Annotated in this window: 25 protein-coding genes; 18 read left to right on the top strand and 7 right to left on the bottom strand. The window is 31.5% G+C overall.

The window, feature by feature from the left end; genetic code table 11:
- Window positions 1-1,116 precede the first annotated feature (1,116 nt).
- From MY04_RS27900 to MY04_RS27870, 7 genes are all read left to right on the top strand, one after another.
- Window positions 1,117-2,079, top strand: a complete 963-nt coding sequence (locus tag MY04_RS27900; protein WP_066216978.1) for a PD-(D/E)XK nuclease family protein — start codon at window positions 1,117-1,119, stop codon at window positions 2,077-2,079.
- 1,127 nt (window positions 2,080-3,206) lie between these two features.
- The gene (locus MY04_RS27895) at window positions 3,207-3,623 is read left to right on the top strand and encodes a hypothetical protein (RefSeq protein WP_066216975.1); all 417 of its coding nucleotides are present in this window, start codon (window positions 3,207-3,209) and stop codon (window positions 3,621-3,623) included.
- 63 nt (window positions 3,624-3,686) lie between these two features.
- A complete protein-coding gene (locus tag MY04_RS27890; RefSeq protein WP_066216972.1) occupies window positions 3,687-4,109 on the top strand; it encodes a hypothetical protein in 423 nt (140 codons plus the stop codon).
- 111 nt (window positions 4,110-4,220) lie between these two features.
- Window positions 4,221-4,613, top strand: a complete 393-nt coding sequence (locus MY04_RS27885; protein ID WP_066216969.1) for a hypothetical protein — start codon at window positions 4,221-4,223, stop codon at window positions 4,611-4,613.
- 132 nt (window positions 4,614-4,745) lie between these two features.
- Window positions 4,746-5,501, top strand: coding sequence for a hypothetical protein (locus tag MY04_RS27880; RefSeq protein ID WP_084006210.1), 756 nt, complete (start codon window positions 4,746-4,748; stop codon window positions 5,499-5,501).
- A 136-nt stretch (window positions 5,502-5,637) separates the two neighbouring features.
- Entirely contained in the window at window positions 5,638-6,375 is a 738-nt protein-coding gene (locus MY04_RS27875) for a PD-(D/E)XK nuclease-like domain-containing protein (protein WP_066216966.1), read from the top strand.
- Between the two features lie 61 nt (window positions 6,376-6,436).
- Window positions 6,437-6,904 (top strand): SLOG family protein, encoded by a 468-nt coding sequence (locus MY04_RS27870; RefSeq protein WP_066216963.1) that lies wholly within the window; start codon window positions 6,437-6,439, stop codon window positions 6,902-6,904.
- A gap of 496 nt (window positions 6,905-7,400) precedes the next feature.
- Here the strand turns inward: MY04_RS27870 and MY04_RS27865 are convergent, their stop codons facing one another.
- From MY04_RS27865 to MY04_RS27855, 3 genes are all read right to left on the bottom strand, one after another.
- Entirely contained in the window at window positions 7,401-8,645 is a 1,245-nt protein-coding gene (locus MY04_RS27865; protein ID WP_066216960.1) for an IS256 family transposase, read from the bottom strand.
- 167 nt (window positions 8,646-8,812) lie between these two features.
- The gene (locus tag MY04_RS27860; protein ID WP_066216956.1) at window positions 8,813-9,220 is read right to left on the bottom strand and encodes a hypothetical protein; all 408 of its coding nucleotides are present in this window, start codon (window positions 9,218-9,220) and stop codon (window positions 8,813-8,815) included.
- A gap of 1 nt (window position 9,221) precedes the next feature.
- Complete coding sequence (locus tag MY04_RS27855) at window positions 9,222-9,485, bottom strand: hypothetical protein (protein ID WP_066216953.1); 264 nt, start codon at window positions 9,483-9,485, stop codon at window positions 9,222-9,224.
- A gap of 172 nt (window positions 9,486-9,657) precedes the next feature.
- On the opposite strand from MY04_RS27855, the gene MY04_RS27850 reads away from it, so the two are divergent.
- From MY04_RS27850 to MY04_RS27830, 5 genes are all read left to right on the top strand, one after another.
- Window positions 9,658-10,404 carry a DNA/RNA non-specific endonuclease gene (locus MY04_RS27850; RefSeq protein WP_066216950.1) on the top strand — a complete coding sequence of 249 codons (747 nt, stop codon included), beginning with the start codon at window positions 9,658-9,660 and terminating at the stop codon, window positions 10,402-10,404.
- A 79-nt stretch (window positions 10,405-10,483) separates the two neighbouring features.
- Window positions 10,484-10,924: a hypothetical protein gene (locus tag MY04_RS27845; RefSeq protein WP_066216947.1), complete on the top strand. Its 441-nt coding sequence runs from the start codon at window positions 10,484-10,486 to the stop codon at window positions 10,922-10,924.
- A 76-nt stretch (window positions 10,925-11,000) separates the two neighbouring features.
- A complete protein-coding gene (locus MY04_RS27840) occupies window positions 11,001-11,384 on the top strand; it encodes a metal-dependent hydrolase (protein ID WP_084006209.1) in 384 nt (127 codons plus the stop codon).
- 26 nt (window positions 11,385-11,410) lie between these two features.
- Window positions 11,411-12,265 (top strand): hypothetical protein, encoded by an 855-nt coding sequence (locus MY04_RS27835; RefSeq protein WP_066216944.1) that lies wholly within the window; start codon window positions 11,411-11,413, stop codon window positions 12,263-12,265.
- A gap of 515 nt (window positions 12,266-12,780) precedes the next feature.
- Entirely contained in the window at window positions 12,781-14,373 is a 1,593-nt protein-coding gene (locus MY04_RS27830; protein ID WP_066216942.1) for a tyrosine-type recombinase/integrase, read from the top strand.
- 685 nt (window positions 14,374-15,058) lie between these two features.
- Here MY04_RS27830 and MY04_RS27825 read toward each other — a convergent pair.
- The 4 genes from MY04_RS27825 to MY04_RS27810 all read right to left on the bottom strand — a co-directional run bounded on the left by MY04_RS27825 (window position 15,059) and on the right by MY04_RS27810 (window position 18,288).
- Entirely contained in the window at window positions 15,059-16,180 is a 1,122-nt protein-coding gene (locus MY04_RS27825; protein WP_066216936.1) for a T9SS type A sorting domain-containing protein, read from the bottom strand.
- Window positions 16,181-16,456: 276 nt separating this feature from the next.
- Window positions 16,457-16,951, bottom strand: coding sequence for a hypothetical protein (locus tag MY04_RS27820; RefSeq protein ID WP_066216931.1), 495 nt, complete (start codon window positions 16,949-16,951; stop codon window positions 16,457-16,459).
- Window positions 16,951-17,616, bottom strand: a complete 666-nt coding sequence (locus MY04_RS27815; protein ID WP_066216928.1) for a PorT family protein — start codon at window positions 17,614-17,616, stop codon at window positions 16,951-16,953. The genes MY04_RS27820 and MY04_RS27815 overlap by 1 nt, the downstream gene beginning before the upstream one ends.
- Before the next feature lie 39 nt (window positions 17,617-17,655).
- Window positions 17,656-18,288, bottom strand: a complete 633-nt coding sequence (locus MY04_RS27810) for a Crp/Fnr family transcriptional regulator (RefSeq protein ID WP_066216926.1) — start codon at window positions 18,286-18,288, stop codon at window positions 17,656-17,658.
- A gap of 870 nt (window positions 18,289-19,158) precedes the next feature.
- Between MY04_RS27810 and MY04_RS27805 the strand changes: the two genes are divergently transcribed.
- The 6 genes from MY04_RS27805 (at window position 19,159) to MY04_RS27780 (ending at window position 25,458) form a co-directional block, all read left to right on the top strand.
- Window positions 19,159-20,472, top strand: a complete 1,314-nt coding sequence (locus tag MY04_RS27805) for a replication initiation protein (RefSeq protein ID WP_066216924.1) — start codon at window positions 19,159-19,161, stop codon at window positions 20,470-20,472.
- Window positions 20,473-20,671: 199 nt separating this feature from the next.
- Window positions 20,672-21,295: a Crp/Fnr family transcriptional regulator gene (locus tag MY04_RS27800; protein ID WP_066216922.1), complete on the top strand. Its 624-nt coding sequence runs from the start codon at window positions 20,672-20,674 to the stop codon at window positions 21,293-21,295.
- A gap of 167 nt (window positions 21,296-21,462) precedes the next feature.
- Window positions 21,463-22,833, top strand: a complete 1,371-nt coding sequence (locus MY04_RS27795) for a T9SS type A sorting domain-containing protein (RefSeq protein ID WP_066216920.1) — start codon at window positions 21,463-21,465, stop codon at window positions 22,831-22,833.
- 23 nt (window positions 22,834-22,856) lie between these two features.
- Window positions 22,857-23,534: a hypothetical protein gene (locus MY04_RS27790; protein ID WP_158297967.1), complete on the top strand. Its 678-nt coding sequence runs from the start codon at window positions 22,857-22,859 to the stop codon at window positions 23,532-23,534.
- A gap of 5 nt (window positions 23,535-23,539) precedes the next feature.
- Window positions 23,540-24,415 carry an alpha/beta hydrolase gene (locus MY04_RS27785; RefSeq protein WP_066216913.1) on the top strand — a complete coding sequence of 292 codons (876 nt, stop codon included), beginning with the start codon at window positions 23,540-23,542 and terminating at the stop codon, window positions 24,413-24,415.
- Window positions 24,415-25,458 (top strand): hypothetical protein, encoded by a 1,044-nt coding sequence (locus MY04_RS27780; RefSeq protein WP_066216910.1) that lies wholly within the window; start codon window positions 24,415-24,417, stop codon window positions 25,456-25,458. The genes MY04_RS27785 and MY04_RS27780 overlap by 1 nt, the downstream gene beginning before the upstream one ends.
- The last annotated feature ends 103 nt before the right edge of the window (window positions 25,459-25,561 follow it).

The following is a 25,561-nucleotide window of genomic DNA, read 5'->3' as shown; positions in this document are numbered from 1 at the left end:
ACCTGTTCATTTGATAATAACCTGTCAGATATTATCTCCGAACGATATCCCTCCCGCACAAAAAGGAGTACCTTCTACCTACAATAATTCCAAGTACGATAATTATTTCATCTAGAAGCTACCCCTTTTTTTCTTTCCCGCCTGTTAATCACCCCCCGCTTGTCTGCCCTAAGAAACTATTACTAAAATTTAGAATTCTTTTTCGATCAGAGCATCCAAGCTCCCGCATAGGCCACCACCTAAAAATCACTTCCGCAAGCTTCAGTCATTTTCATGTGGTTACCTATCTTTCACACGCTGAAGGGCGAGTCTTGTAGTATATTTCAAGTATTGTGTTCCAAGTTAGTTCTGTTGGGTTTCTATGTCGTTTGAAATATTATCCATCGTACCCACCCACCGATAGATTCGTGTGGTCTGTTAGTTATTCAACGCCCCTGATTAGTTGATGGTCCGTTGTGCCACCCTCACAAAAAGCCATGCTCTAAAAACTTACAGGTGGGGAAAATATAAACCTTTCAGTCTTTAGAGCATCGCTTTTTTCCTTCCCGCCTAACGTAAGGCCCCGCTTGTCTGTCCTGTTTTAAAAGTGTCAGGTAACATGAAATAAAACCTTCCAATTTTAAAACATCACAGACAAGATCCCGCATAGGCAACAAGAACAAAACCACTTCCGCAAGCTCCAGTCGTTTTATCCTTGTTACCTATTTTTGCCAACCCGCGATGGATAGTTTTGTGGAGGGTAGAGAGGATTGTGTTTCAAGGTTGTTTTGTTGGGTGTTGTGTCGTCTAAGAGAATGTCAACCATGCCCACCCTCAAAAGAGGGTATCATTATTTATTAGATTGTCAATACCCCGATTTTTGGTATTAGCGGTATTATCATAGATGTTGAGACTCTCTAAAGTAGGGTACTTTCTATTTAATAATCGTAGCTATTATCTTAATTTTTATTTGTTACTAGGTATACAATTAAAGATAAACTATAAAACTATATTTAATTCGACCAAGCATACTATTTTTAGTTTTAGCAATTTTATTCGGTTGTTCATCTTCTGAAGAGTTGAATCAAAACGGTGATAATTAATTTAAGAATATACTGATTACAAAATGATATTATAATGGAATCTCTATTTAAAAACATGTACTCCTATAGGGAGAGAAAAGATAAAGGAAATTTAGAAAACTATTTGATTGAAATTTTCTCATATGTATTAAAGTATGATCCGGATTTTAGAGTAGCATTTATGTCTGAAATTGGAGTAATTGATCTTTCAGGTTTTGATGTAAAAACACAATCAAGTTATAGTGTTTTAGGTAGGCCAGATGTAGAAATTAATTGTAATGACCATTTCATATTGATTGAATGTAAAGTAGATGCTTCAGAAGGACAAGATCAATTGAAAAGATATTGCGATATTCTGAATCTAAATTCGAAAAGTAAAAAGAAGACATTGGTTTATTTAACCAAATATTATGAGAATAAAGAAATTGATAAAGATCTAAATATAGATTTCAAGTCTATTCGATGGTATGATATATTCCAATTGATTAATAAACAAACAAAAAATCAATTAAAGGAACAATTGATTATATTTTTAACTGATATGAAGATTGCAATGAATAATAGTATAAAAGACCTTAGTGATTTACAAACTTTGCCAGGTACTATAGCTACTATGGACGAAGCTATTGATAATGCTCTTAAAGCATTTAATCATAAATTGATTAAGGGAACAGTATCTCGTTTTAAAAGACTTGAAGTAGGTAATTATTATCAGATCATGCATTTTGATGAAAAAAGGAATTATAATCTTGATATTGGATTTTTTGGTATTGATAGTGAAAAACCTAAAATGGGTGTCAGAATATATATTTCAAACAAGAGAAAGGAAAACTTTAATATCGTTCACTTTGATTCTTTATCTGATAATTGGAATAAAACAAAATCCATTACTGGCTTTTATTTTGAGTATTTAGTTGACCTTTCTCATATGATTAATAATAATGAAGGAGGGGTATTAAATCTAAATAAGCAACTAATTGAAATAATCAATGACTATGATAAAACGATTAATATTTAGTTAGTGATCATTTTACTCATGATATACTAATTATTCATTTCTGACTTTGGTTATCTATGGTCTGTATATTTGTTTTAATAAATTGATGTTTCACTAAAGGCTATCTTATTCAAGATTTCGAGTCTGCAAGGCTTGTTATTTATTTCACCCAGATTATTTGATATTCATCGATATAATATGTCTTCGCATCATGGCCGACGCTCACAAAAAGCATAAGCAAAGAGTAGTGGGAATTGATTGAAAGTGCTACTCTTCACTTATTCCTTTTTTGCTGACCCGCCGGAACGTTGTGGCCATCGCAAAAGCCAAAGAAAAAAGCTCATGTTGTCAATCGAGGTGTTCACTTTTTTCTATAGCTTTTGCTACCCGCTTGCCAGTAAAGAAGAAAAGAAAACTTTCGCAAGCTTCAGTATTCTTTTTTACTTTACAGGCAATTTCCCTCTTAGTGACAATTGTTTTTCAATTAAGCTTAATTATTGATAATTAGCTTTGTTTTAAATAATGTACGTATAATATCGTTAGTAGAAATAATGTTATTTCATAGTGACATTCTTTTTTCAAGTCGTAGCTAGGATAGGGGTTACTCCACCGTTCGTTCGTAAAGAAAAGCAGAAAAGCAAGGCGGCATCTCCAACTCCGGCAAACCCCTAACTCCCCAAATGCTTCAAAATTTGGTCAGAAAAAAAGTAACAAACAAGGGTATATAAAACTCGTACCTCGCCCTTGTTTGTTACTTTTTTCCTGCCCTTTTAAATTTTCGCATTTGGGGGTGTTAGGGGCTTGCCTCAAGTGCGGGGTGCGGGCTTGCTTTTTTTCTGCTTTTCTCTACTCACTCACTACTATTTATTTAGGGGGCGAAGGGGGGCGTGGTCTCGCTATTTGGCTTCTTTTTTCCAAACATAAACCTCTAAAAATCAGTAATTTAAATACTGATTTTAATCATTTAATTAACTGTAAATCAATTAGTTAAGTATAGTAAAAAGCCGTATATTAGAGTATCGAAAGTAAGGGAAGACGTTCTTTTACAAAGGCCAATAATACTAGTTTAGGCCAAACTATTTTTCACAAAAAAAGTGGTAAAACTCAAATGCCAATCTGCAGTTTCACCACTTAAACAAAATGTTATTATGCAATCTATACATTTCATTGTTGCAGAACAAATCATCCCTATGTTTGTTCATTCAGCAGCGTGTGCTATTGCAGATTATAAAACTGCAAAGAAAGAATCTTACAACAGCCTGGTATTTGCCGGCAACATCAAAGCCGCTCAAGAGCTGGGTATCTCTCCAGAGGTCAACAAAATGCAAATGCACCGAGAAAGTGCATTGTTCTTCTTAGAACAAATAAAAAACCTGTACAAACTAGCTACTGCAAAAGGCTTTCATTCTGTATTCATTAAATCCCTAGAAAACGCACGTTATCACATTCGTTGCAAGGTCCAAGAAATCGAGCAAGCCAGAGAAATCCAAAAGCAAAAAGAATTCGCTTGGGCTTCTCAATATACAAAACACTACGAAGGAGGTTCATTCGAGTTACCATTTTAATTTTTACGGTTCAAATTTCTCATTTGCTCACTGCTTTTGCAGTGGGCACAAATTCAAAAAACTATGTTATTCTACAAAGATAATTCAAGATACTATGTACTAGGTGCTAACGGTTTTATTTTGGTTTCAGATGGTTGTTTCAGCTATTTATATACTACAAACATCGTAGGTTTTAAGGTGCCTAAAAGCACCATTAAGTACCTTTCAAAAAGAGTTCAAAAGCCAAAAGAAAAAGATGCGGATCCAATAAAAACAGTAATCAACTTTGGTATCCAGTATGTTCCTGGTTCTACTACTATCAATAAATATTCTTTTACACCGGAAGAAAATAGAATTTTTCAAGTCATGGAGCAAAATCTAAAAGACTATCAGCAGTTGGAAAAATTCAGAGAACTACAAAATCAAGAGGTTAAACAAGTAGTCAAACAAGAAATTTCAGAAGAGGTAAAACCATCAGTAGAGTTTTCACTAAACGGTGCAGGGTAATTCTAAATACGCACTAAATACTAACGATTCATAGTAGTAACTGCCTCCGGCAGTTGCTACTATTTTCAAATTTCTAAATACAATTTTTCAAACTCTCAAAATCAAAGAACAATGGTTTTAGCTATCAAAGATCAAAATCATAAAATGTCTATTATAGAGCACGAGGTAAATGTTTTTTCTTCAATAGAAGATCATCAAGATACAGAAAAAGGTTCTGTAATTTTTACCCTAATGGTTGGAGAAAAAGAACTATTTGCAGAAATCAATTTCACGATCAATTATAAGCTTATAGTAACGCAAGGATCCTATTGGGTGCCTGAATATAGAGAACTTGTTTACCAAGGAATAGCTTTCAATTTCAATACCTTCAAATTGCAAGACGAAGAGCAGTTTATCAACCGAGAAGAAAAGAACGCTTACAAAGCAGGTGCTAGAAAATTAATAGCAAAAAAGGTCAACGAAATGGAAGAAAGGCCAGACGAATATTTCGAGATCCATTGCTAAACGGTTCACACCATTCAAAAGTAAGTTTCTAAATACGTACTGCTTTCGGTTCAATTTGCCCCCTATCGTTTTTGGGGGCATCCTTAAAACTTATTTCAAACTAGAATTTCGATTCAAAAACAATTTATTACGATGACACAAAAAAATGTAACACCCCAAAACAAAAAACAAGCTGTTAAAAGAAACTCAAATACAGCGAACACTCAAAACTCTTCTAAGGTCAATCAAGAAGTGCATCCAGAGGAATTACAAGAGGTAATGCCAAATGAAAATCAGGTAGAAGAACAGAAGCAAAGCCAAGAAGGGATCCAAGAGGTAAATCAAGAAGAAAACCAACCAACCATAAAATACTACGAGGGAGCACCTTTACAGTATAGAGCAGACTGTAAAAACGGCAAGTTCAATATCAACGGACGTAGAGAGGTAGGCGATGAAATGACCATCACACCCGTAGCATGGCGTTTTTTTACAGACGACATCTTAGGAATGGGAAAAAAGAATTGGGTAGAGCTGTTTTTTATTAACGATACCAATTGCCTTTCTGTGGTTTTATTTCATGGGTACAGCAGAGAAAATTTAGAAAACCTAGCTTCAGATCTTTTTTACAGCGATGTAACATTGGCTGATATTAATTTGACCATTTCATTTGAAAAGAAGCAAAATAAGTCAGCAAAGAGTACTTACTACATTGCCAGTTTTACGTTCGATGTGTTGGACGAGGAGGAAAGGGAGATCCTAAAAGAAAGTATCAAGGCTTTTAATATTTACCGAAAGGAAACACTAAACGAAGATTGCGAATTTCAAGATACACGTAATTTTTTCAATCCTTTTTACATAGAGAATACAATCGCTATCGAAATAGGGGAGGAGCCAAAAGAAACGGAATAATAGATTGTATGTAACAGTTGTTCTTAGGGGATAAAATGGGTGGAGCCGTTGGCTTCGCCTATTTTCTAAGGACAGATTCAAAATTTAAACACTCATTCAACGACTTATAATAAGTCACATTAAACGATTCAAAAAAATGAATACTACTTTAATTGAAAATACATTAAACGAATACAAGGAGAATTTCACTCAACAGTTGATACAACCAAAGGTAAGAACCTTTGTAATGCCTGATAAAGATTACAGAAAGCATCCTGCAATTTCCAATTCGGACCTTTCCAATGCCAAGAAGATCATCAACGGTCAAGCGATCAGAAAAAATACAGATGCCTTTCGTAGAGGTCGTTTTATTCATGAAGCGATCCTGGAGCCGTCCAAATGGAAAAATACAAAGTCGTTTCTTCCTTCAGAAGAAAGAACAGAGGTAGACGAGTTGGCCAATATTGTTTTGCATAATTCTACTTTCAAACACCTGATAGGAAAAGGCTATTGGAAGTTTGAGCAGTGTGTTTTTTGGGAGGATCCCGTAACAGGCATTTCATGTAAAGCAAAAATGGATATGCATTTGGGTGTCTTAATCATCGGAGATCTAAAAACCACCCGTAGAGAATCACATGAGGACTTTTTGAAAGATGCATTGCATTTCGATTACGATAAACAGGCCGCATTTTATTCTACACCTTTCTATGCTAAACTGTTTTTATTGATCGGTATTTCTAAAAGCAGAAAGACTTTAGGTAGGCTATTTTTTGAGGAAGTGAGCAGAGAAAGCGATTGGATGAAAAGTGGTAAAGAGAAAGTCAATACTTTATTGACAGCTATCAACAAGGATCCAGAGCTTTTAAAAGCAGTTTATGAAGCGAGGGGGTGTTAACCCTCTCTTTTTCAATTCAATTTATCATTAACTGATTACAAAACATTCAAATATTATTAAGATGAATACTAAAAGAAATACAACACCCAAAACGAAACACACCAATTTTAAAAATAGGCTGATCATTGCAGGTTCTAGAGAGATGAATTTATGCCAGTCAAGTTATCAGATTTTAAGCAGCTTTGTGGAATCTTACCTGGAGGAAAATAATATGATTCCATGGAATACAGAAATTGTTCTTGGAGGAGCAAAAGGAGCAGATGAAATAGGGGAGGACTTCGCCTTGAATAATGGTTTTCAGATCAAGAAGTTTTTACCTGATTGGAATTTAGGGAAGAAAGCGGGGCCATTGAGAAATAAACAGATGGCGGAATACAGTACTCACTTGATTTGCTTTTGGGATGGCAATAGTAGGGGTTCTAGATCGATGATTCATATCGCTCAGCGAATAGGATTGGCTGTGAGAGTGGTGAATTACAATATTGTGAGTATTGTGTTGGATCAAAGGCCTTTAGTTGGGAAGGAGTAGGAGATTAATTCTAGTTTGGTCTTTTGTGGGCTGAACTAGAATACTTGAATTATTAACAAGTATTTATTTTAAAGTATGGTGTTTTTAATTTTAAAACCCACTCTTTGAAATAATTATGTATTGTATGTTAAACCTAAAATAGTTTCAAACATTAACAGTGATATCTAAAAATTGAAATCTTTCAAAACTAGAATATAATAATATTGAAACATACAATGGAGGAGGTATATCATACCAAGACACTGATAATATTAAAGTAAAATCTTATGGGAAAAAGAAAAAGGGGAGTGTAATCTGAACGCTGTCTCGATTTAATTCAGAATTTAATTTCTTTCTCAGTTCATAATTAAGTTTCTTTTTTCAAGAAGAACAACTTTTATGATACATTTTAAAAGTGATATTTCATTTTTGACAAGGGTGACGACGAAGGAGTCAATTCATTTTCCCTTTTCAAAGATGAAGTATCGCTTTATTTTTGTGTCAAAAAGTGTTTATCTTACTTAATATCCATCGGCATTCTATCGCCAAATTTGATTCTTAATTGTTGTGCTGTTATTGCCCAGTTTACGATAGGCATTGTCCATTTTTTACTAATGTTATTAAGAGCCAAATAGATTAGTTTTAATACAGACATATCATTAGGGAATACACTTTTATTTTTAGTAACCTTTCGTATTTGTCTATGAAAGCCCTCCACTGCATTTGTTGTATATATCATTTTTCTAATCATTGGGTCATAAGTAAAATAAGCACTCAATTCTGACCAGTTTCGCCTCCAGGATTCTATTACAATAGGGTACTTCTTTCCCCATTTTTCATCTAAATTATTTAATTCATCTTCTGCAATTTCTTTAGTCATTGCCTTGTAAACCAGCTTTAAATCCTTCATGAACTCTCTTTGGTCTTTGGAGGCAACATATTTTATTGATCCTCTAACTTGATGAATTACGCATTTTTGAATCTCTGCTGCCGGATAAACACTTAAAATTGCTTCAGAAAAACCTTTTAAGTTGTCTGTACAAGCTATTAAAATATCTTTTACCCCTCGATTTTTTAAATCTGACAATACTTGAAGCCAAAAATTCGCACCCTCACTATCAGATATATACATGCCTATCAACTCCTTTCTGCCATCTTTATTCAGGGCTAGGATATTATAAACAGCTCTAGACTCTGTACGACGATCTTCGCCTTTAACTTTAAAGTGAATTGCATCCATCCAAACAATAGGATAAACACTATCTAGGAATCTATTTTGCCATGCTTTTACCTCAGGTGTTATTCTTTCAATGATACTTGAAAGGGTTTGATCACTAATTGATACGTCATACAACTCCTTTATGTGTGATGATATATCTGACAAGCTCATTCCTTTCGAATAAAGTGATAGGATTTTTGGAGCCATATTGTCGGCGAGTATAGTTTCACGTTTTGGGATAATCGAAGGTTGAAAACTAGAATTTCTGTCTTGAGGTGTTGTCACTTCAATTTCTCCAGCTATTGTTTTTACTGTTTTTGTCCGTTTACCATTACGCTTATTTTTCACCTCAGGCTGTTCCAGAGATTCTTCCTCTAAATGAGAGGCCATTTCTGCTTCTAGAGCACTATCTAGAAATTGTTTTAATAATGGTGCAAATACACCACCTTCACCTGTAAGGGATTGACCAGATAATAGTTGTTTGAGTGCCAAATCTCGCATTTGCTGAAACTCAGCACTCTCTTTTGTGAGTTGCTTTGCCATAACTTTTCAATATATAAAATTTAAAAATTACGGACAGCGTTTATTTTATACTCTCAGAAAAAGCGTAAAGCCAAAGTCAAGCCAAAGTCAAACCTAAACAAAGTGAAAAATAATTATTTGAGAACAAACTGAGCAAATTACTGAAGATGTATAGATCACAAGTGTAGTCACCCCATAATCATTATAAGTTCTCTTTCATCAAAATCAAAAGACTCTCCATTCCAAGTAGCTTCACCAGCTTCCAAGCGTGTAGTATCTCCTTGATTCCATTCTGATGCCACAATATCTTCTATGACATCTTCCAAAAAGACTCTTTCACCAATTTCTAAGTCCTTTGGTAATAGATAAGCAGCATATGGATTTGGAAAATGATAAGGATAGTACCAATAAAATTTACTTCCACCACTTCTAAAATCTCCTACTTCTTGATATTTATTCTCTGAATCATTCCAAACTACAGCTACTTTCCTTTTGATTTTTGGAGAGGGTTTCACTTCTTGGAAGAGGGTTTTGAAGCCGTCTTTGACTCCCTGATTGATTTCTTCTAGTGTTCTCGCTGTTTTGATAGTTCTCATATTATTTACGTTCTCTGGTAATCGAAATATTTACTTGATTGATATTTATACTGATACATTGATCAGGATTTTTATCAAATAAATTGATAAGCATCTGATCGGTATGATGTGTAATATCGATGATTGATTTATGACAGTGAGAGCAGTGATAATGTTGTTCTTCTTTTTTCAAATTTTTGATTTCCAGGTTTAATGGACACACTACGGTTTTGAGGTATTTGAGTTGATCGGTGAAGAGCTGTTTTGTGTCGATGTTATATTTCATGGGTATAAATGATAATTGGAATAATGAGAGTAATAAGATACGATATTTTTGAATAAACTATTTGAGGTTGATTTGAAGAACAATTCTTTTTGCTTTCCATTTTGTAAAACAAAATATTTTCCCCAATTTCGATTCGTTATTTCTAAAATACTGATACTGTCAACTTTTAACGATGAAAACAACTATTCAACTTCTCAGCATCTTGCTATTGCTATCAAATTACATCTTCGCTCAGGATTATCTGCCCAGTAAGGTAGACGATCACCAAATTGAAGAGTACACACAGTACACCCTGTCTTATAACGAACAGCATGAGCAACCCGATTGGGTGTTTTACGAGTTGACGAAATCAGAAGTCCTCAACAAAAGAGATCGTTGCAAAAGGTGCTTTGATGAAGATCCGAGAATTACAACGGGTTCTGCTACTTTAGAAGATTATAGAAGCTCAGGTTTTGATCGTGGTCATTTGTCTCCTTCTGCTGATAACTATTTGTCTGATGCCAACAACCGAGAGTCTTTCTTGATGTCAAACATGTCTCCACAACTCCCTTCTTTCAATCAAGGGATTTGGGCGGACTTGGAAGAATACGTTCGAAAGATGGCGATACAGCATGAAAAGGTATATGTCACAACGGGTCCAGTATTCCAAAACAACTTGGGAGCAATTGGAGAAAACAAAGTGACGATTCCTGGTTATTACTATAAAGTTCTGTTACGTTTTGATGATGGTAAACCGAAAGCGATTGGTTTCTTATTGCCACATTTTGGAGCAGTAGGGGAGATTCGTGATTATGTGGTACCTGTGAATACGATTGAAACGCTGACAGGAATTGACTTTTTTACTGACTTGGGTTCTAAAGAAAATTCTATCGAGTCGAAAGATGATTTGGGACCTTGGGGTTTGAAAAAGATGAAGTAAGAACTAATGATATAGGGTTTGGATAAATTTAGCTAAACCCTACTTTTAATAAAGTACTCTCAAAAACTATTACTATTTGATGATCAAGAAACAATTGCTACTACTAACAATTCTATTATCGTTATTTTCTTGTGCTTCCCAAAATAAATTAGAGATAACGACTTATTGTTTAGATTCTGTAAAAACCTACAATAACGGTGGAAGCTACCGTAAAATAGAGAACTATTACTTCTTTAAGGATGGTTCGTTTCGAAAAGAAAGTCAATCATATTTACATATTGCTGCTCATAATCGAGTTGAGATGATAGAAAGCCAATATTCAGGGCGATACTTAATCTCAAATGGGAAATATCTGGTGACTTCTTTTGATGGCATTGAATCTTATTACCTTTCTACTGATGTAGAGTGTTTCAAATTGGAGGAAAGGAATGAGGTGGTGTTAGCTGATACTTTGTGGGTTGATTTGGAGGGTTTTGAAGAGGGAAGTGTTTCTTTTGTATCATTTAGTAAATGTGAGTAATTTTATTAACTCCAATTTAATTTTCTATCTTCTAAAATAATTTTATATAATCTAATATCTCTAAAACTACTTTCTCATGATGGCCTACAACCACCTCGCAGGAGGACTAACTTTTACTGCTACATTCTGTTCAATATATGATATCAATGTCTTTGAAAAGCCTGATTATCTTGCTTTAACTTTAGTGAGTTCTATTCTTCCAGACATTGACAATCCAAGAACAATTTTAGGAAGATGCTTCTATCCAATTTCAAAATGGTTGGAAACCAATTATGGCCACCGAACCATTACCCATAGTATTTTAGCAAATATCATTTGGGGGGTCTTGCTCCTTTTGATTGAACGGCTCAGCGGGGGAGAGCATTTAGTAATTATTGGTATGTTGGCGTATTTGTCTCACTTGATATTTGATATGTGTACCCGTTCGGGGATTCCGTTTTTTTTCCTTTCTCAAAGGTAAGGTGTGTACTTCCTGCCAATCCTAAAATGCGTTTACGAACTGGAGAGGTGAAAACGGAAGCGATCATCTTCTTTATTTTTATTGGATTGAATTTACTCTCTTTGGATTTAATTGCTAATGGGTTCTGGACCACCTATAACAAAGCATTTGCCACGTTTTCCCATGTGAGAAGGGAGAAATTACATGATCCGAGTCCTTTGTTTTTGACGGTGCAAAATAAGTTGACAGGGGAATTCGATAGTGGTTATGTGATAGAAGCAAAAGAGAAAGAAGCACAGTTGTATTTACCTCATGCTTCCAAAGAAAAGAAGTTTCTACTTACTGATAATGAAACCTACAAGGTAGTTGATTTTAAACATACTGATGTGGAATTGAAATCGCAAAGAATCGTTTTCGAGGAAATCAGTTTGGATAGCTTAAACCGTTTGTTGGATGCTGTTATTTTAGAGTTGACTGTTTTTAGTAATCTGCAGTTTTATCATTATAAAGAGGGGGTGAAAAAAGTGGCGAGTAACGTTTCTATGGAGTTGGTTACTTCGCCAAAGATAACAGCTTTAGAGGATGGAAAAGAGGAGCTAAAAAATAAGTTACAGTTGATTCATGAGAAGTTGAAAGAGGAGAGAAATAATGAAGCAGAGAGTCGACTTGAGTTTAAAAGCTTGAAAAGAGAATTAGCGACTTTAGAAGGTAACTTTGATGGGTTGTCTGATTACCAGAAGGGAAAGGCAATTAAGGAAATTAATCAGTTGGAGAAAGAAGTTGAGGGGTTTGAAGTGTATCAGGCGGATACTTTGAAGTTGAAGATGGATGAGCAGGTGGTTTTGGAGAAGTTAGGTATTGAGGGGGTATTTAGTGGGGTTGTTATCCAAATATTTATTTAACGGTTAGTTATTGATGTTAATAAAATACATTTGATTATAAATAAAATATTCATAACATAAAAGAACAAGAAATTAATTCTGTAACAAATCGGTAAGTCAGAAATGCTCTAAGTTTTACTATGATTCGTTGAGCTTAGGTTACATAATCAAAATTTCAGGACATAGACATATTTTAACTGAAAAGGGCATCAATTATTAGAAACCAAAGAATTTGAGAAAATCCCTGAAAAAGAAGAAATCTCTCAAGCAAAAAAATCAAATAAACTTTCAAGAGAAAGAAGTATTTCAATAAGCAAAGAGAATAAAAATTAGACTATTATTGGTATTGCTATCAGTTTTGTATCTTTCTTGATTGGTTATTACATTAACAACTAAATTAATATGGTATTGATAAAAATAGAAGTTTGACGAAAAAATCTTTTATACAAGCTATTTTATTTATTTCTCTTATATTTACAACACCCCCCAATAGATATATCCCTCCCCAAAATTGTATCTAACCAAACGCTACTCTCTTGACTATCAATAACACTACATTAAATACTCGTTCCGATAGAAAATACCTCACCATTGAGGAGCAGGAAGAATTGATTCGTATTTCTGCTGATCATAGTCGTAATCACACACTCATTTTATTGATGCTTCATGCTGGTTGCCGTATTACTGAAGCTTTAAATTTGACAATCTCTGATATTGATTTTCGGGCACGATTGGTATTTGTGACTAGCTTAAAAAAGCGACCTGATCATAAGATACGTGAGCGTAAGGTGCCGATGTCTTCTCGTTTGTATAAGGCTTTAGTGACGTATTGTACGCAGCAACACTTTAACGAAGGGCAGAAGTTGTTTGAGAGAAACGGTATTAATCTAACTAGGGGAGCAGTAAATAAGATTCTTCGTAAGTATGAGATGAGAAGTAGTTTATTGGCAGGTACGAATATTCATCCTCATAAGTTAAGACATACATTTGCAACTATGCTCCGTACTGAGGGAGCGAAGACAGAAGATATCAAGGATGCATTAGGCCATCAGAATATTGCGACTTCTTTAATCTATGCACATCAAGAACCTAAAACTTTAAAGGAACTCGTAGAATCCTCTACCAATAGAGGCAAGAAAAAAACATGGGTAGGACAGAAGCTAGAGTTAGTAAAAAATGGAGTGTCAAATGTCTTCGGTAAGAAAACAATGGTGCTACCTAATATCAATACACTTTCAAAACGCCCTGTTGGTTTGGTGGGTAGAAAAGCTGAGATGCAGCGATTATTATCTTCTATGCATCGTGATATCAATACCATCATTTTAGGAGATACGGGAGTAGGGAAGAGCTTTGTATTGGAGAACATGATCAATACAGTAGAGAAGAAAGTATTGAAGTTTGATGATACGAGAGGGTTGAAAAAAAGCTTGACCAATACTTTACTATTGCTTTTTGATGGAGATAAAGAAGAAGTAAAGCGTTTGATGTTCCAGGATATTGAGCAGAGGGAGTTACATATTAAAATTAGTAAAGAGAACACCTTGAACATTGCGAAGATGATGTGTCAGGTGTGTGAAGCAAAAGAGTACATTTTGTGTTTTGATAACTTGGATGATATTTCTCCAGCTTCGGTTCGAGTGATGGAAATATTGGCGGAACATTTTGTAATTGTGGGTACGGCTCGTAGTGTGCCTGTTTCTAAGGCTACTTTCTTGTGGAGTTTTGAGCGAATACAGTTACAAAACTTGAAACGTAATGATGCTATGGGTTTGATCTATCGACAAACGTCTCATTTGGAATGTGAAGATCTAGCACATTTGAAAACGGCTATTTGGGAATCTAGTCAAGGGAATCCGAGAATGATTATCCAACTTATAGATCGGTTGTCTAAGGAAAGTTACTTGGATAAAGATATGGTGAATGAGATTACGGAAACTTATTTAGGAAGGGAGCTGAAGCAGTTGGATATGTCGGTTTATTTCTTGTTGCTGTTTGGAGGCCTTGCGGTATTAAGGTATATGAGTGCTGAGGTAGGGAATAATTCTTTGAGGTTTATTGGTGGTGGGTTTATGATTTTCTCGCTGTTTGCTAGGTATTTCTTTAATAGTTTTAGAAGGGGAGCAGTGTAAATATTTTTTATAATAAAAAACTATACATCCTTATTCAATATCTATACTTTCATTTTACTACCAAATAATTAAAAGAGATACTTTAATTGTTGTAATTGACAAAAAGACTCTGTTAAACCTCTATTTTCATACTTCTAAATAAGCATACATTTATTCTTTTATATAAAAATTTCTTCAAAACAGAAAACACCCATTAAAACTAGATAGGAATTCTATATTTAATGGGTGATAAAATCTACTTATCATTTAGCTTCAAAATTGAAGTAAAATGATTAAACAAATATTTTTTTTATATAAAAAAGCATTTTATAAAAAAAAGATTGTCGGTTATAATACAACTTCAATAAAATTATAAATTCCTTCTCATTATTAGTAGTACTCATTAATTTATCATAACTATTTTCTGTAATATTTTTTAAATACAAAGAACGGTTATTTCTTAATGTCACCTTTAAAGAACAACTCCTTTTATCATAAATCAAAAAATCAATAGTTGAAGAATGAGGAAAATAACATTTCTCAACTAAAATTTTTTTAATAATTTCCATATAAAGTCAACCATTTTTAATGACTAAACATTATTTCTAAAAAAGAAAAAACTTTACCTTCCAAAAAAAATATTAAACATCATAAATGTAGGGGTACCGTTAAATAAGATACCCCTAAATATAAATCATAATAAAATCTACATTTTTATTAATTTCTTTTTTAAAGTATTATTACCACATCTTACAATTAAAATATATAAACCTTTTTGATCTAAAATTTCATTAGGGATTTTATGATAAAATATATTGGAAGAAACGCCATTAAATGTTTTTTCAAAAAAGATTTCACCATTAATATTGACCAATTGAAAATATAAATCCATATTCTCAATATCACCTAAAACATTAATATTTATATCTGAATTATTTGGAAGAGGATTAGGTGCAAAAGTTACATCAAAAGAGGGTTTAATATTATTCGAAACTACTTTTATTGGTCCAAAGTATTCCACTCGACCATCAAAATCTACTTGTTCTAATCTATAAAAAGCATCCGTTGTATTAATTTGATCGATATACTCATAATCAATAGTAATATTACTATTCCCATTAGCTTCAATACTTCCTATTGTTTTCCATTGTTTTGAATTATTAGATTTTTGTATATTAAAATGTGATGCATTTACTTCAGTAGCTGTTTGCCATTTTAATATTACATCATTATTTAATACATCTTTGGAAGCTTTAAAAAAAGTCAATTCTACTGGAAGATCACTATTATAATCGATATTATTAGCTATCATTGTTCCATGATCATAAATTTCTACAGAATTCTGATGTTCTTCTTCAAACTCTGCTCTTGCACTTGCAATTTCAGCTGAACTTAATGTTGCATCATTACAATCTGAACAATTATTATAGTTTGGTGGAAAAGATATATTTCCAACAACTTCTAACGTAGCATTTGGCTCAATAGTTAAAGTAGATCCATATCTTAATACTAAATGCCCATTAACTTTAACATATGTATTAGATTTTATTATTAAATGCACACTATGTGTAGCAAAATATGTAGAATCAAAAGTATTTGATGTCAAATCTAGCACACCAGTTATAAACGAATTTGAATAATTTAATATATAATCTATACCATCATTAGGATCATCATCACCGTCTTGAAATATGACGGTAATATCTTTACTAGTTGCTGTAATTTCTTCATAAAAAGTTGAAGTAGGCTCATTACATTGTCCAGATACGTTGAAAGTAACATCATTATTAATACCATTTGTGGAACACTGTCCAAATAAACTTGACATTGATGTATTAGAAATAAAAATTATAGCGATTAAATAGTATAAAGTTTTCATAAGTATAAACGAGAGATAAAGGAATATGTATTAACTATAAGCTCAAGCCTTATTGAAGCTTTGAAATGAAATAGAAGTTATATTTATATACTTATTATCAGTTGATTATGATTCGTTTATTGACAAACATAAACAATGTTATGTGTAGTGGTATTTAAATAAAAAAGTACTTAGATCTAATAAATTAAGTCTAAGTACTTTTTATTTTAAGGATGGATCAACACATTATCTACTTACTTTAATACCCTTCAAAGAAGCAGACACAGAGTTTATCAATAATTTATTATCTAACACAGTAGAATTATATTTAACAAAAATAGAATCTTTAGTTTGTAATACATTATATATTTTATATTGATCTCCTTTTACTTCGTAAGTAACATCTTCAATAGTTATTTGTTGACTATCAATAAGCCATCCAATACTGTCATTTACTGTAAAACTAGGTTGCCCTAGTTTTATTTCCCAAATACTTCCATTGTTGGGTACAATACGTAAGGAAGTAGAGTTATCAGAAGGTAAAGTTTTTATAAAACCATTAAAATTTTCACTTTTAACTACATCACTATCCCCAATCTTGCTATAATAATTAACGACCGATTTATATCTAAAAGTGTTTATATCAGAAGTATTGATTGCTTCATCTTTACTAATTGGGTCACACGAAAAAAGTGACAAAATTATTAGATTAAGAACGATATATTTTTTAAAATTTTCCATTATCTACCAAATTTAATTCCAAATAATAATTGAATGTTTTGATTGTAATATTTTTTTTGATCACTTACAGTGATATCCGTAAACCCTTTATTGTACCTACATTCTACAAACAATCGACTAAGTTCTACACCTAAACCTGTAGTAATACCAAAATCAGTTTCCTTGAATAAATGCTGTATATCTTTACTATTATTAAATTTATTCTCTTTACGTCTCTGGGCACTTAATAACGTAGCTCCATACCCCCCGAATTTCACGTAAAAATTTTCTGTTATGTAATAATTAAAAATAATAGGAAAAGAAAAATATCTCAGTGCATCAGTATATTTCTCTACTTTGTCAGAATACCCTAACTCATGATATAAATCCGAATATTCATTAACTTGACCTAATGAGTTATAAAGCGCATCCACTTCCAGTGAAGTATTATCGCTTAAAAAGAAATTAAATTTCAATCCAAATAATAATGACGCTTTAGACTGAGTTCTTACAGAAGTAAAATTAGAACCTGTACTTAATCTAGGAGGTTCTCCATTAGGTATAGACCAATTAGGTCCCATAAATAAGCCAACCTGTACTCTATCTTGAGCATTTGAATCAATTATAGCACACAGTACTCCTAGTATACTAATTATAAGTACTCTAAAATAATTTAGTTTTGTCATTTTAAAAAAAGTTTGTTTATGATGAATAAATTAGAATGATTAAATATTTTGAAATAACATTTGGTTATTTAATATTTTGATGACACCTCTTTGATAAAAAATTTTACCTTCATTTTTCATCTCATTCATAACCTTAGTTACTAATGGACGTGAAACTCTAGTGAGTTTTGAAATGTCTTCATGAGAAAAATTATGATGAATTTCATTAGATTTTTTATATTCATGTAAGTGATATATAAATCGTGAAATTCGTTCATAAGGAGTTTTGAATGATAATACCTCAATTCTAGATTCAAGAAAGAAAATATTTTTCTGAATTGCTTTAGTGATTAATTCATTGAATTTATCACAATTATTTTTGAGAGATTTAGCATCAGTACAAGATAAATAATATAATTTAGCACCTTGGTTTCCTGCAGTGATATATATATCATTCATATGAAACAAATCCAATAACATCTTTTGGTTGAAAAAATCGCCTTCCTGTAAAATTTCATAGACAATTTCTTCTCCAGATGGACTTATTTTAGAAATAAATACTTTTCCTTCACCAACAAGAAAAACCCTTTTATTGTTAGTATTTGAATTAATTACCATTAATTCATCAGGAACCAATGAGATTGTGTTTTTAAAAAATGGAGAGAACTCCATACGCAATGATGATGTAAGCATAGTGATCACATGGGATTAAAGATTTATTTGATTAGTTTGTAAATTTATATTACTCTCTAAATCAATAGATAATAAAACAAATACGGAATAACGTACACAGTGTTACACGAAGGAGTAACTCTTAAAATTTATTAATAACCATTATCAATACAAAACAATGGTTAAAAACAAGAATACTACTAACGAGTCTTATATACGTTAAAACAATAAATTTGTAATTAGGCTTTTAAATTAAAAAAGAGAGAGATTCAAAAGTGAATTTACAAACAGAAGACATCTATTTTCGAAGGTTGGACAATAAATAATTGTTAATGTTTTAATTTTAATTATTTAGTTTATTTCAACTAATAATAGTCTAACTAACCTTAACCCCAAAGGTAAAAAATCACACATAAATAAAATGTAATCATAGATACATTTACTAGGGCTATTAACAACTAGATTTGTTGAAATCATTAAATATCAATAATAATTTTCAAAAAATTAGAAATGTGTTTATATAATTATTAAACTTATTTATTTATTTATAGTGTTTTAATGAACTGATATATAGATAAATAAAATAACTTATACCTTTTAAAGTCCACAGTTAAACACTGAAAAGTCCTTGTGTATTGATTTATTAGTCCATAGAAGCGCCGTAAACAATAAGTATCGATTATGGACTATTTAAGGTGTACTCGATTAAACAAGTAAAAGTCCTTGATTTGATACATAATTGTTGGATAATTGAGGTTATATAGTGTATTACTATACAAAAACAAGAAATTAAATGTATCGGCAGAGTTATTGTGGACTGTTAGAGGTGTAATTTTACACCTCTAACAGTCCACAATAACTCTGCCGATAGAGAATCATAAATAATGTATAATGGAAATTTTAACTCGAATTCAGGGAGAAAGAAATAAGAGAGTAAAAAAACATAATAACTTAGTACAATCTAATCAGAAGAAAGAATTGTCAGTTTTAGCTCAAAAGCTTTTATTATATGTTTTTACTATTAAATATAATCAAGATGAATCGAACAAAATTTATTATCGAGATTTTTTAACGAGTGTTGGTGGTAAGTCTAAAATACATATAGATATAGCCTGTCAGCAATTATCAACTCAAACTATACATATAGATTTGTCCTCCAACAATTTTTTGGATAAGAAATACATACCAATATTTGAAGTGATACATCTTAAAGGGAGTTATGTGTATTATATTTTTAATAGGAGGATTAAAGAATATATTAATCCTACAGGTAATTATTTGTCATTTGATTATATGAATGTTATTAATTTGAGAAAAGATCATACACCAAGGCTATATGAATTATTAAGAAATGGAGTTGGTAAATATCCAACAAAAATGTATTCGTGTCTTGATTTAATAGAGAAACTGGGCTTAAACAAACATAATTATTTAAATAAAAAAGGAGATGGTTATTCTTTCTCTACTTTGACAGAAATGATAAAAGAAAAGATTTCTCATATAAATGAACATACAGACATAAATATAACTTTCGTAACAAATAAAAAAAGAAATTATTCAAATTATATCTTTTACAGAGAAAAGAAATCCACAGTAAAGGAGCCAGTGTCCAAAAAGGGAGGGGTGCATTTAGAGTTTGAGAAGTACTATAATTTATTTACGGAACATGATCGTAATCAATCAAAAATCCACAAAGTATTTGAATCCTTTTGTGAAAAATTAAGACAGGAAATACATTTAAAATATGGAGAAGAAAAATTGAATGAAAAATTGAAATGTGTGATTGTAAAATATTTTAATAGTTTGTTAAAGACAATTACCGATGTACAAACTCAATTAATTTTACTTGAAAGTATCATGTTAAATTATATAAACAACGATATTAAATCCCCTTTAGAGGGATTTAATGAGAATAAATGCCTGAAAAATAACAATGTAGACTCATTTAAAAGTCAACCTAAATCTTTGGGTAACAATATTGTAGTAAAATCAAATAAACAATTTGAAGAAAAACTCCATAAACTAAAGATAAGACTATTGGATATTGGCTTATCAAATGAAGTGATCCAAGAAGCTCAAGAAAAGTATGTGGATAATCCGAAATGGAATATTTGGCCAGAGATAAATGATGTACGGATGGCAATAAGAGATAGTCAAAAATTCCCTAATAAGTACACCTTAAAAAAATTTATTTTGGAAAGTTAATACGATAATATTCATTAAATTAATAATGAATTATTGATAACTTAATATTAAGTTAATACCTGTTAATTGTATTTCTGAATACAATTCTTAATAAGACTAAAGTTGATATTTGTATTCGTAATTAAGCTATACTTGAAAAAGAGGGAGTTCAAGTGTTTTATTAATATGTGGTTGTTTTATTAATATCAAATTTATCTTTATGATTTCACCGGAATTTTTATCTTTTTGGGCGAAAAGTACAGAATTATCTAGTAATGAAATTTTACCTGTATTTATACCAAGCAATAAGACAAGGGTGTATTTGGTGATGGAGGGGAAGTTGATTATTTCTAGAATTGTAGGCAATACCGGGGAAGAAATAGTACAAGATATACTAACACCTGGGGATGTTTTTAATCAGAGGTTATTCATAGGTGTCGATATGTATAATAATTTGACTGCAATAGCAGGTAGTAAAGGAGCAAAGTTACTTTATATGTCGACTAATGATGTACATCTTCTGAAGAAAAATAATATTGTTTTTGAAGAAATGATTAGCGACTTATTAAAACAAAAGCTTAAAAGCTTAGAAGATCGAATAGAGGTACTATCTTTTAGGAATCCTCATGAACGAATTGTGAGGTTTATCGGTCATCTTCAGAATAAAATGAAAGGATCGAGTAAAATTTATCATAATTATTCACATGATGATATTTCAAAATTAACAAGAGTTCCTCGTCCGTTGGTTACAAAAATATTATTAGAGTTAAGGGAGGAAGGGAAGATTGATTATGCTAGAGGGGTTATTGAAATATTAGACTTTGATCGTATTTTTTCTGATTAATAATAACAATGTGCAGACAATGAACTTTAATAAAAGAAGAATATTAATTGGCTATTATATAGGTCATTATATTGGTGTTTTAGTATTTATTTTAATGTTTTTAATTCACTTTTTAGAAGTGGATATATAGGTTCTAAAGAATGAAAATAAAATTTTGTGTATTTATAATGTTTGTACTAAGTATAAACACGAGTGCTCAGGTTGTATATAAACCTAAATTAGCTTCGGGATACAATAGTTTAAGTCAATGGGAAAATCCAAACAATTGGGAATCTACGAATAAGAATGGATACCCAGGGAAAAATGGAGCAAATGATATAATTGAATTTGGGACAATTGGTTGGGGAGTTAAGCCACTTATTATTAATTTTGATTTAGGTAAAAAAACAGAGAATGTAAAAATTCGATCTGTTTCTTATAATAGTATATTAACTTTAAAGAGGTCAGCTAAAGCAGTTTTCAAAAGTATTGAAGAAAATGCAAAAATTAGTATTCTTTCGGAGAAAGGTTCCTTTCTAAGAATTAAAGAAAAAACGACCTTTAAGAAGGTTCCAACCTCTGTTGAGGTAAGTGGGACCATCATTTTTGAAAGTGATTTAACTTCTGTTCAAACTCAACAATTTACTGTGAATCAGCATGGTGTTTTGATTGTCGATGGGGACTTTTCAGCATCAGGTGCTAATATAAGCATCGAGGAGAAGGGGATTTTTGAAATAAAGGGACAGTTTTCTGTAAAGAAGACTAATGGGGCGGCCTCTCTTTCAAAAATTGATGGGGCTTTATTGATCCATAAAGGTATAGATATTAATTGTAATTATCCTTTATATTATTCGGTAGGTAAAAAAGGAGGTATATACGTAGGTCTTGGGAATGGAAAGAAACCATCAGGTGGATGGTGTGATGCTGGTAATTTTAATTATTGTTACAGGAAAGCATTTTGTAGAGATGTAATAAATGGTAAGTATTCAAAAAACCCAATTCCAAATACTGTACAATTACCTGTTACATTGACTTATTTTAAAGGAGAGAAATATGGTGATGAAGTATATTTAAAATGGGAAACGGCTACAGAACTTAATAGTAGAAATTTTGTTGTTGAGGCTTCTAATGATCGTAAGAAATGGGAATCTATTACTGAACTACAAGCTCAAGGTAATAGTGATGTATCGGTTTCTTATGATGTAACCATCTCGGGAAAGTATATGTATTATCGTTTGGTGCAATATGATTTTGATGGAACTTCAGAGAAGTTGGGGGTTTTAGAATTTAATGATAGTGAGCTTTATATTAACGTATATCCTACTTTAATGACCCCAGGTAAAGATATTAATGTGTCATTTTATGAAAATGAATTGGATTATTTATCATATAGTATTATTGATATTCAAGGAGGTTTGATTAAGGATGATGTTATATCTATACAGAATGGTGTACAAACAATAAGAATAGGTATACCTACAAATACTCCATCAGGTATTTATATTTTAAATATTAATTCTGGTAGCAGAAAATATAGTACAAAGTTTATGATAAATTAAAAACCTTATCAAGGAGTAGGATAATGAAAGTTTTCAAAAACATTTCTTGCGTGATAATGGTAGTCATTATTGTTTGTGGATATTATTCGTTGAATAAAAAGTTTAGAAGAAATATGATACCTAAAAAGGTTGAAATATTAGATAAAAATAGAAAAGTCATCAATAATTTGAGATATGATTACGATTGTATTGTTTCTCATCAGTGGAGATTGAAAAGGTTTATTCCTTCGAAAACATTAGTTCGAAATTCGAAAAATGATTCAATAGCATATTCTATTATCGATAACTATAGTTGTTTGGTTAAGAGAAAGGTTATTTTAGATGTGAAAAAAATTAAAGGGAAGTATTACATTGATGGTTATTTTGATATGAAAGAAATGTTACTTCCTAAACAATCATCGAATCAATTGAATATTTTATTAAAATTAAGAAATAAAAAATATTCAAAAAAGATGGTGGAATTTTTCTTACTTCCGTTTGTTTCTTTTAATGCATTACATAATAAAAATACAATAAATAAAGAAATGCTTAATATTATGCCATTGGCTGGAAATAAAGAAATAACAAAAGATAAAGTATTATCTCCGATAGCTGGAAATCATAATATATTCTTTAATGAAAGGTGTACCATGATTATGGTAAAAGTAAATACGAATGAGGTAGGTACTTATTCATTAGTTTATGAGAAACTTAATAGATAAAAGTAATGAAACATAGAATTGTTAATTTAATAGGATTTGTCGTTATATTTTGTTGTATGGTATTTTCCTCTTGTGATAAGGAGGAAGTTAATAAACCCATAATAACGACCCAGTTATCAACTGATATAAAGGATCTTTATGTAGAAAAAGGCAACCTTAAATCTGACAAAGTAATGCTTTATTGTAATGGGGGGCCAGAAAATGTTTTACGATTAGATTATTTTGATGATTTAGAATTATCTGATTATCATGAGGTTTATGTTCATCAATCCAATACTTATAATCTAGATATAATCCAAGGACTGAATGAGAATCTATCATTTGAAAGGGCTATACAGGAAGACCTAGTCTCTGTTGAGATATTGTATAGAGTAGCAAAATATTTTAAACAAAAGGGAAAGAAAGTATACATTATTGGTCATTCTTTTGGAGCAGTTTTGATACCTAAACTAATAGCAGATAAGGAAAATTTAGTAGAAAAATATTTAATTATGGCTGGCCGTTTGGATTTTCCAGATGTGGTTTGGAAAGGGTTTAGAGATAGAAGAGGCTATTATTTTAAAGATGGAGTTGTTCCTACCCGTCAAGATTTTTCTGAAGTAGATGTTACGGAGAAAGAAAAGAAAGAAATGTATGCGGTCATGAGACTTCAAGCAGGGTTTGGTATGTATAGATATACAAAACTACTGAAGGATAAAGACCTTAGTAATGTGATTTATGCTTTTGGAGACAAAGATGAAGCAGTAGGAGGTCTGACGGATGCTGAAGTGGTATTATTAAGAAAAAATAATGCTACTGTTTATGAAATAAAGGGTGGAGGTCATGGTTCAATGTTAGATCCAGTACATAAGGAAAATATTAAAAAATTACTTTTAAAATAATGAAAAAGCTAGTAATATTCAGTTTGTTAAGTGGTATATTTTTATCATTCTATTCATGTAAAAAGAAAGATGAAAATATTAAACCAAAGAAAGAGAGTAAAGTAGAGAATACGAATGAGGAAAGTTCTTCAACTATTAAAACAAAATATGTTCTTTCAGAGAAAGCCTATTTTCCTGAGAGCTTTGATTATGATGAGAAAAACAATCAATTTATCTTGGGTTCCCTTAATAAGGGAGAAATAGGTAAGCTCAACCCAGTGAATGGAGAATACACTGTTTTGGCTAAAAATGATGATTTCGTAAACATTACAGGGATTTATACTGATGAAAAGAATAATAGGATAATTGCGGCTATTTCTGATATTGGAGTAGGTGAAAAATCTTCTATTAATACAGTTGCTTCTTTAGGGAAATTAGGTTTTTTTGATTCGAAAACAGGTGATTTGATTAAATTATTGGATTTAAGAAAGAGTGTATCGGTTGATAATGGAATATTTCTAAACGATATAACAATGGATAAAAAAGGTAATATTTATGTTACTAATTCTTTTGGTAATTCAGAAATATTTAAGGTAAATGACAACTATAAAGTATCTGTATTGGATGTTATGAAAGATTTAAATGCAAATTTGAGTGGTGAGTTAGGTGTTACAGGCATTACTTATCATCAGTCTACAAATAGTTTAATTGTAGGACATAGTGCACTAGGGAATTTGTATGCAGTACCTTTATCTTCTTTAAAACCATATCTTTTGGCAGATAATATTGAATCAGTGGATGGTATAGAATTATTAAAGGATGATGAATTATATATTACACAAAATGCTGTAGGCAAAATTAAATCGTTTAAATTAAGTGTTGAAAATAAAATAATTCAGGCAAAAGTAAAGGATTCAAAATCGGTTGGATTTACTAGTTATCCTACAGCTGTAACATCGTACAAGGGACAAAAAATTTATGCACTTTATAGTAATTTAATATCCCTTTTTATGAAAAAAGATGGTACAGAAAATTTTACGATTGTCGAATATTCAAGTATTTAGTTTTTGTGAGATATATTAGACACTCCATTGTGGAAAAATATTATTTTCCTGACTCGTTAATCTTTGATTCCATGCTTTATGATAAAAGAAGTAAGTTATTAGA

It is taken from the genome of Flammeovirga sp. MY04 (assembly GCF_001682195.2).
Lineage (GTDB): Bacteria > Bacteroidota > Bacteroidia > Cytophagales > Flammeovirgaceae > Flammeovirga > Flammeovirga yaeyamensis.
Note: the sequence above shows the minus strand (reverse complement) of the source record. Positions and strands in the feature narration are given on the sequence as shown.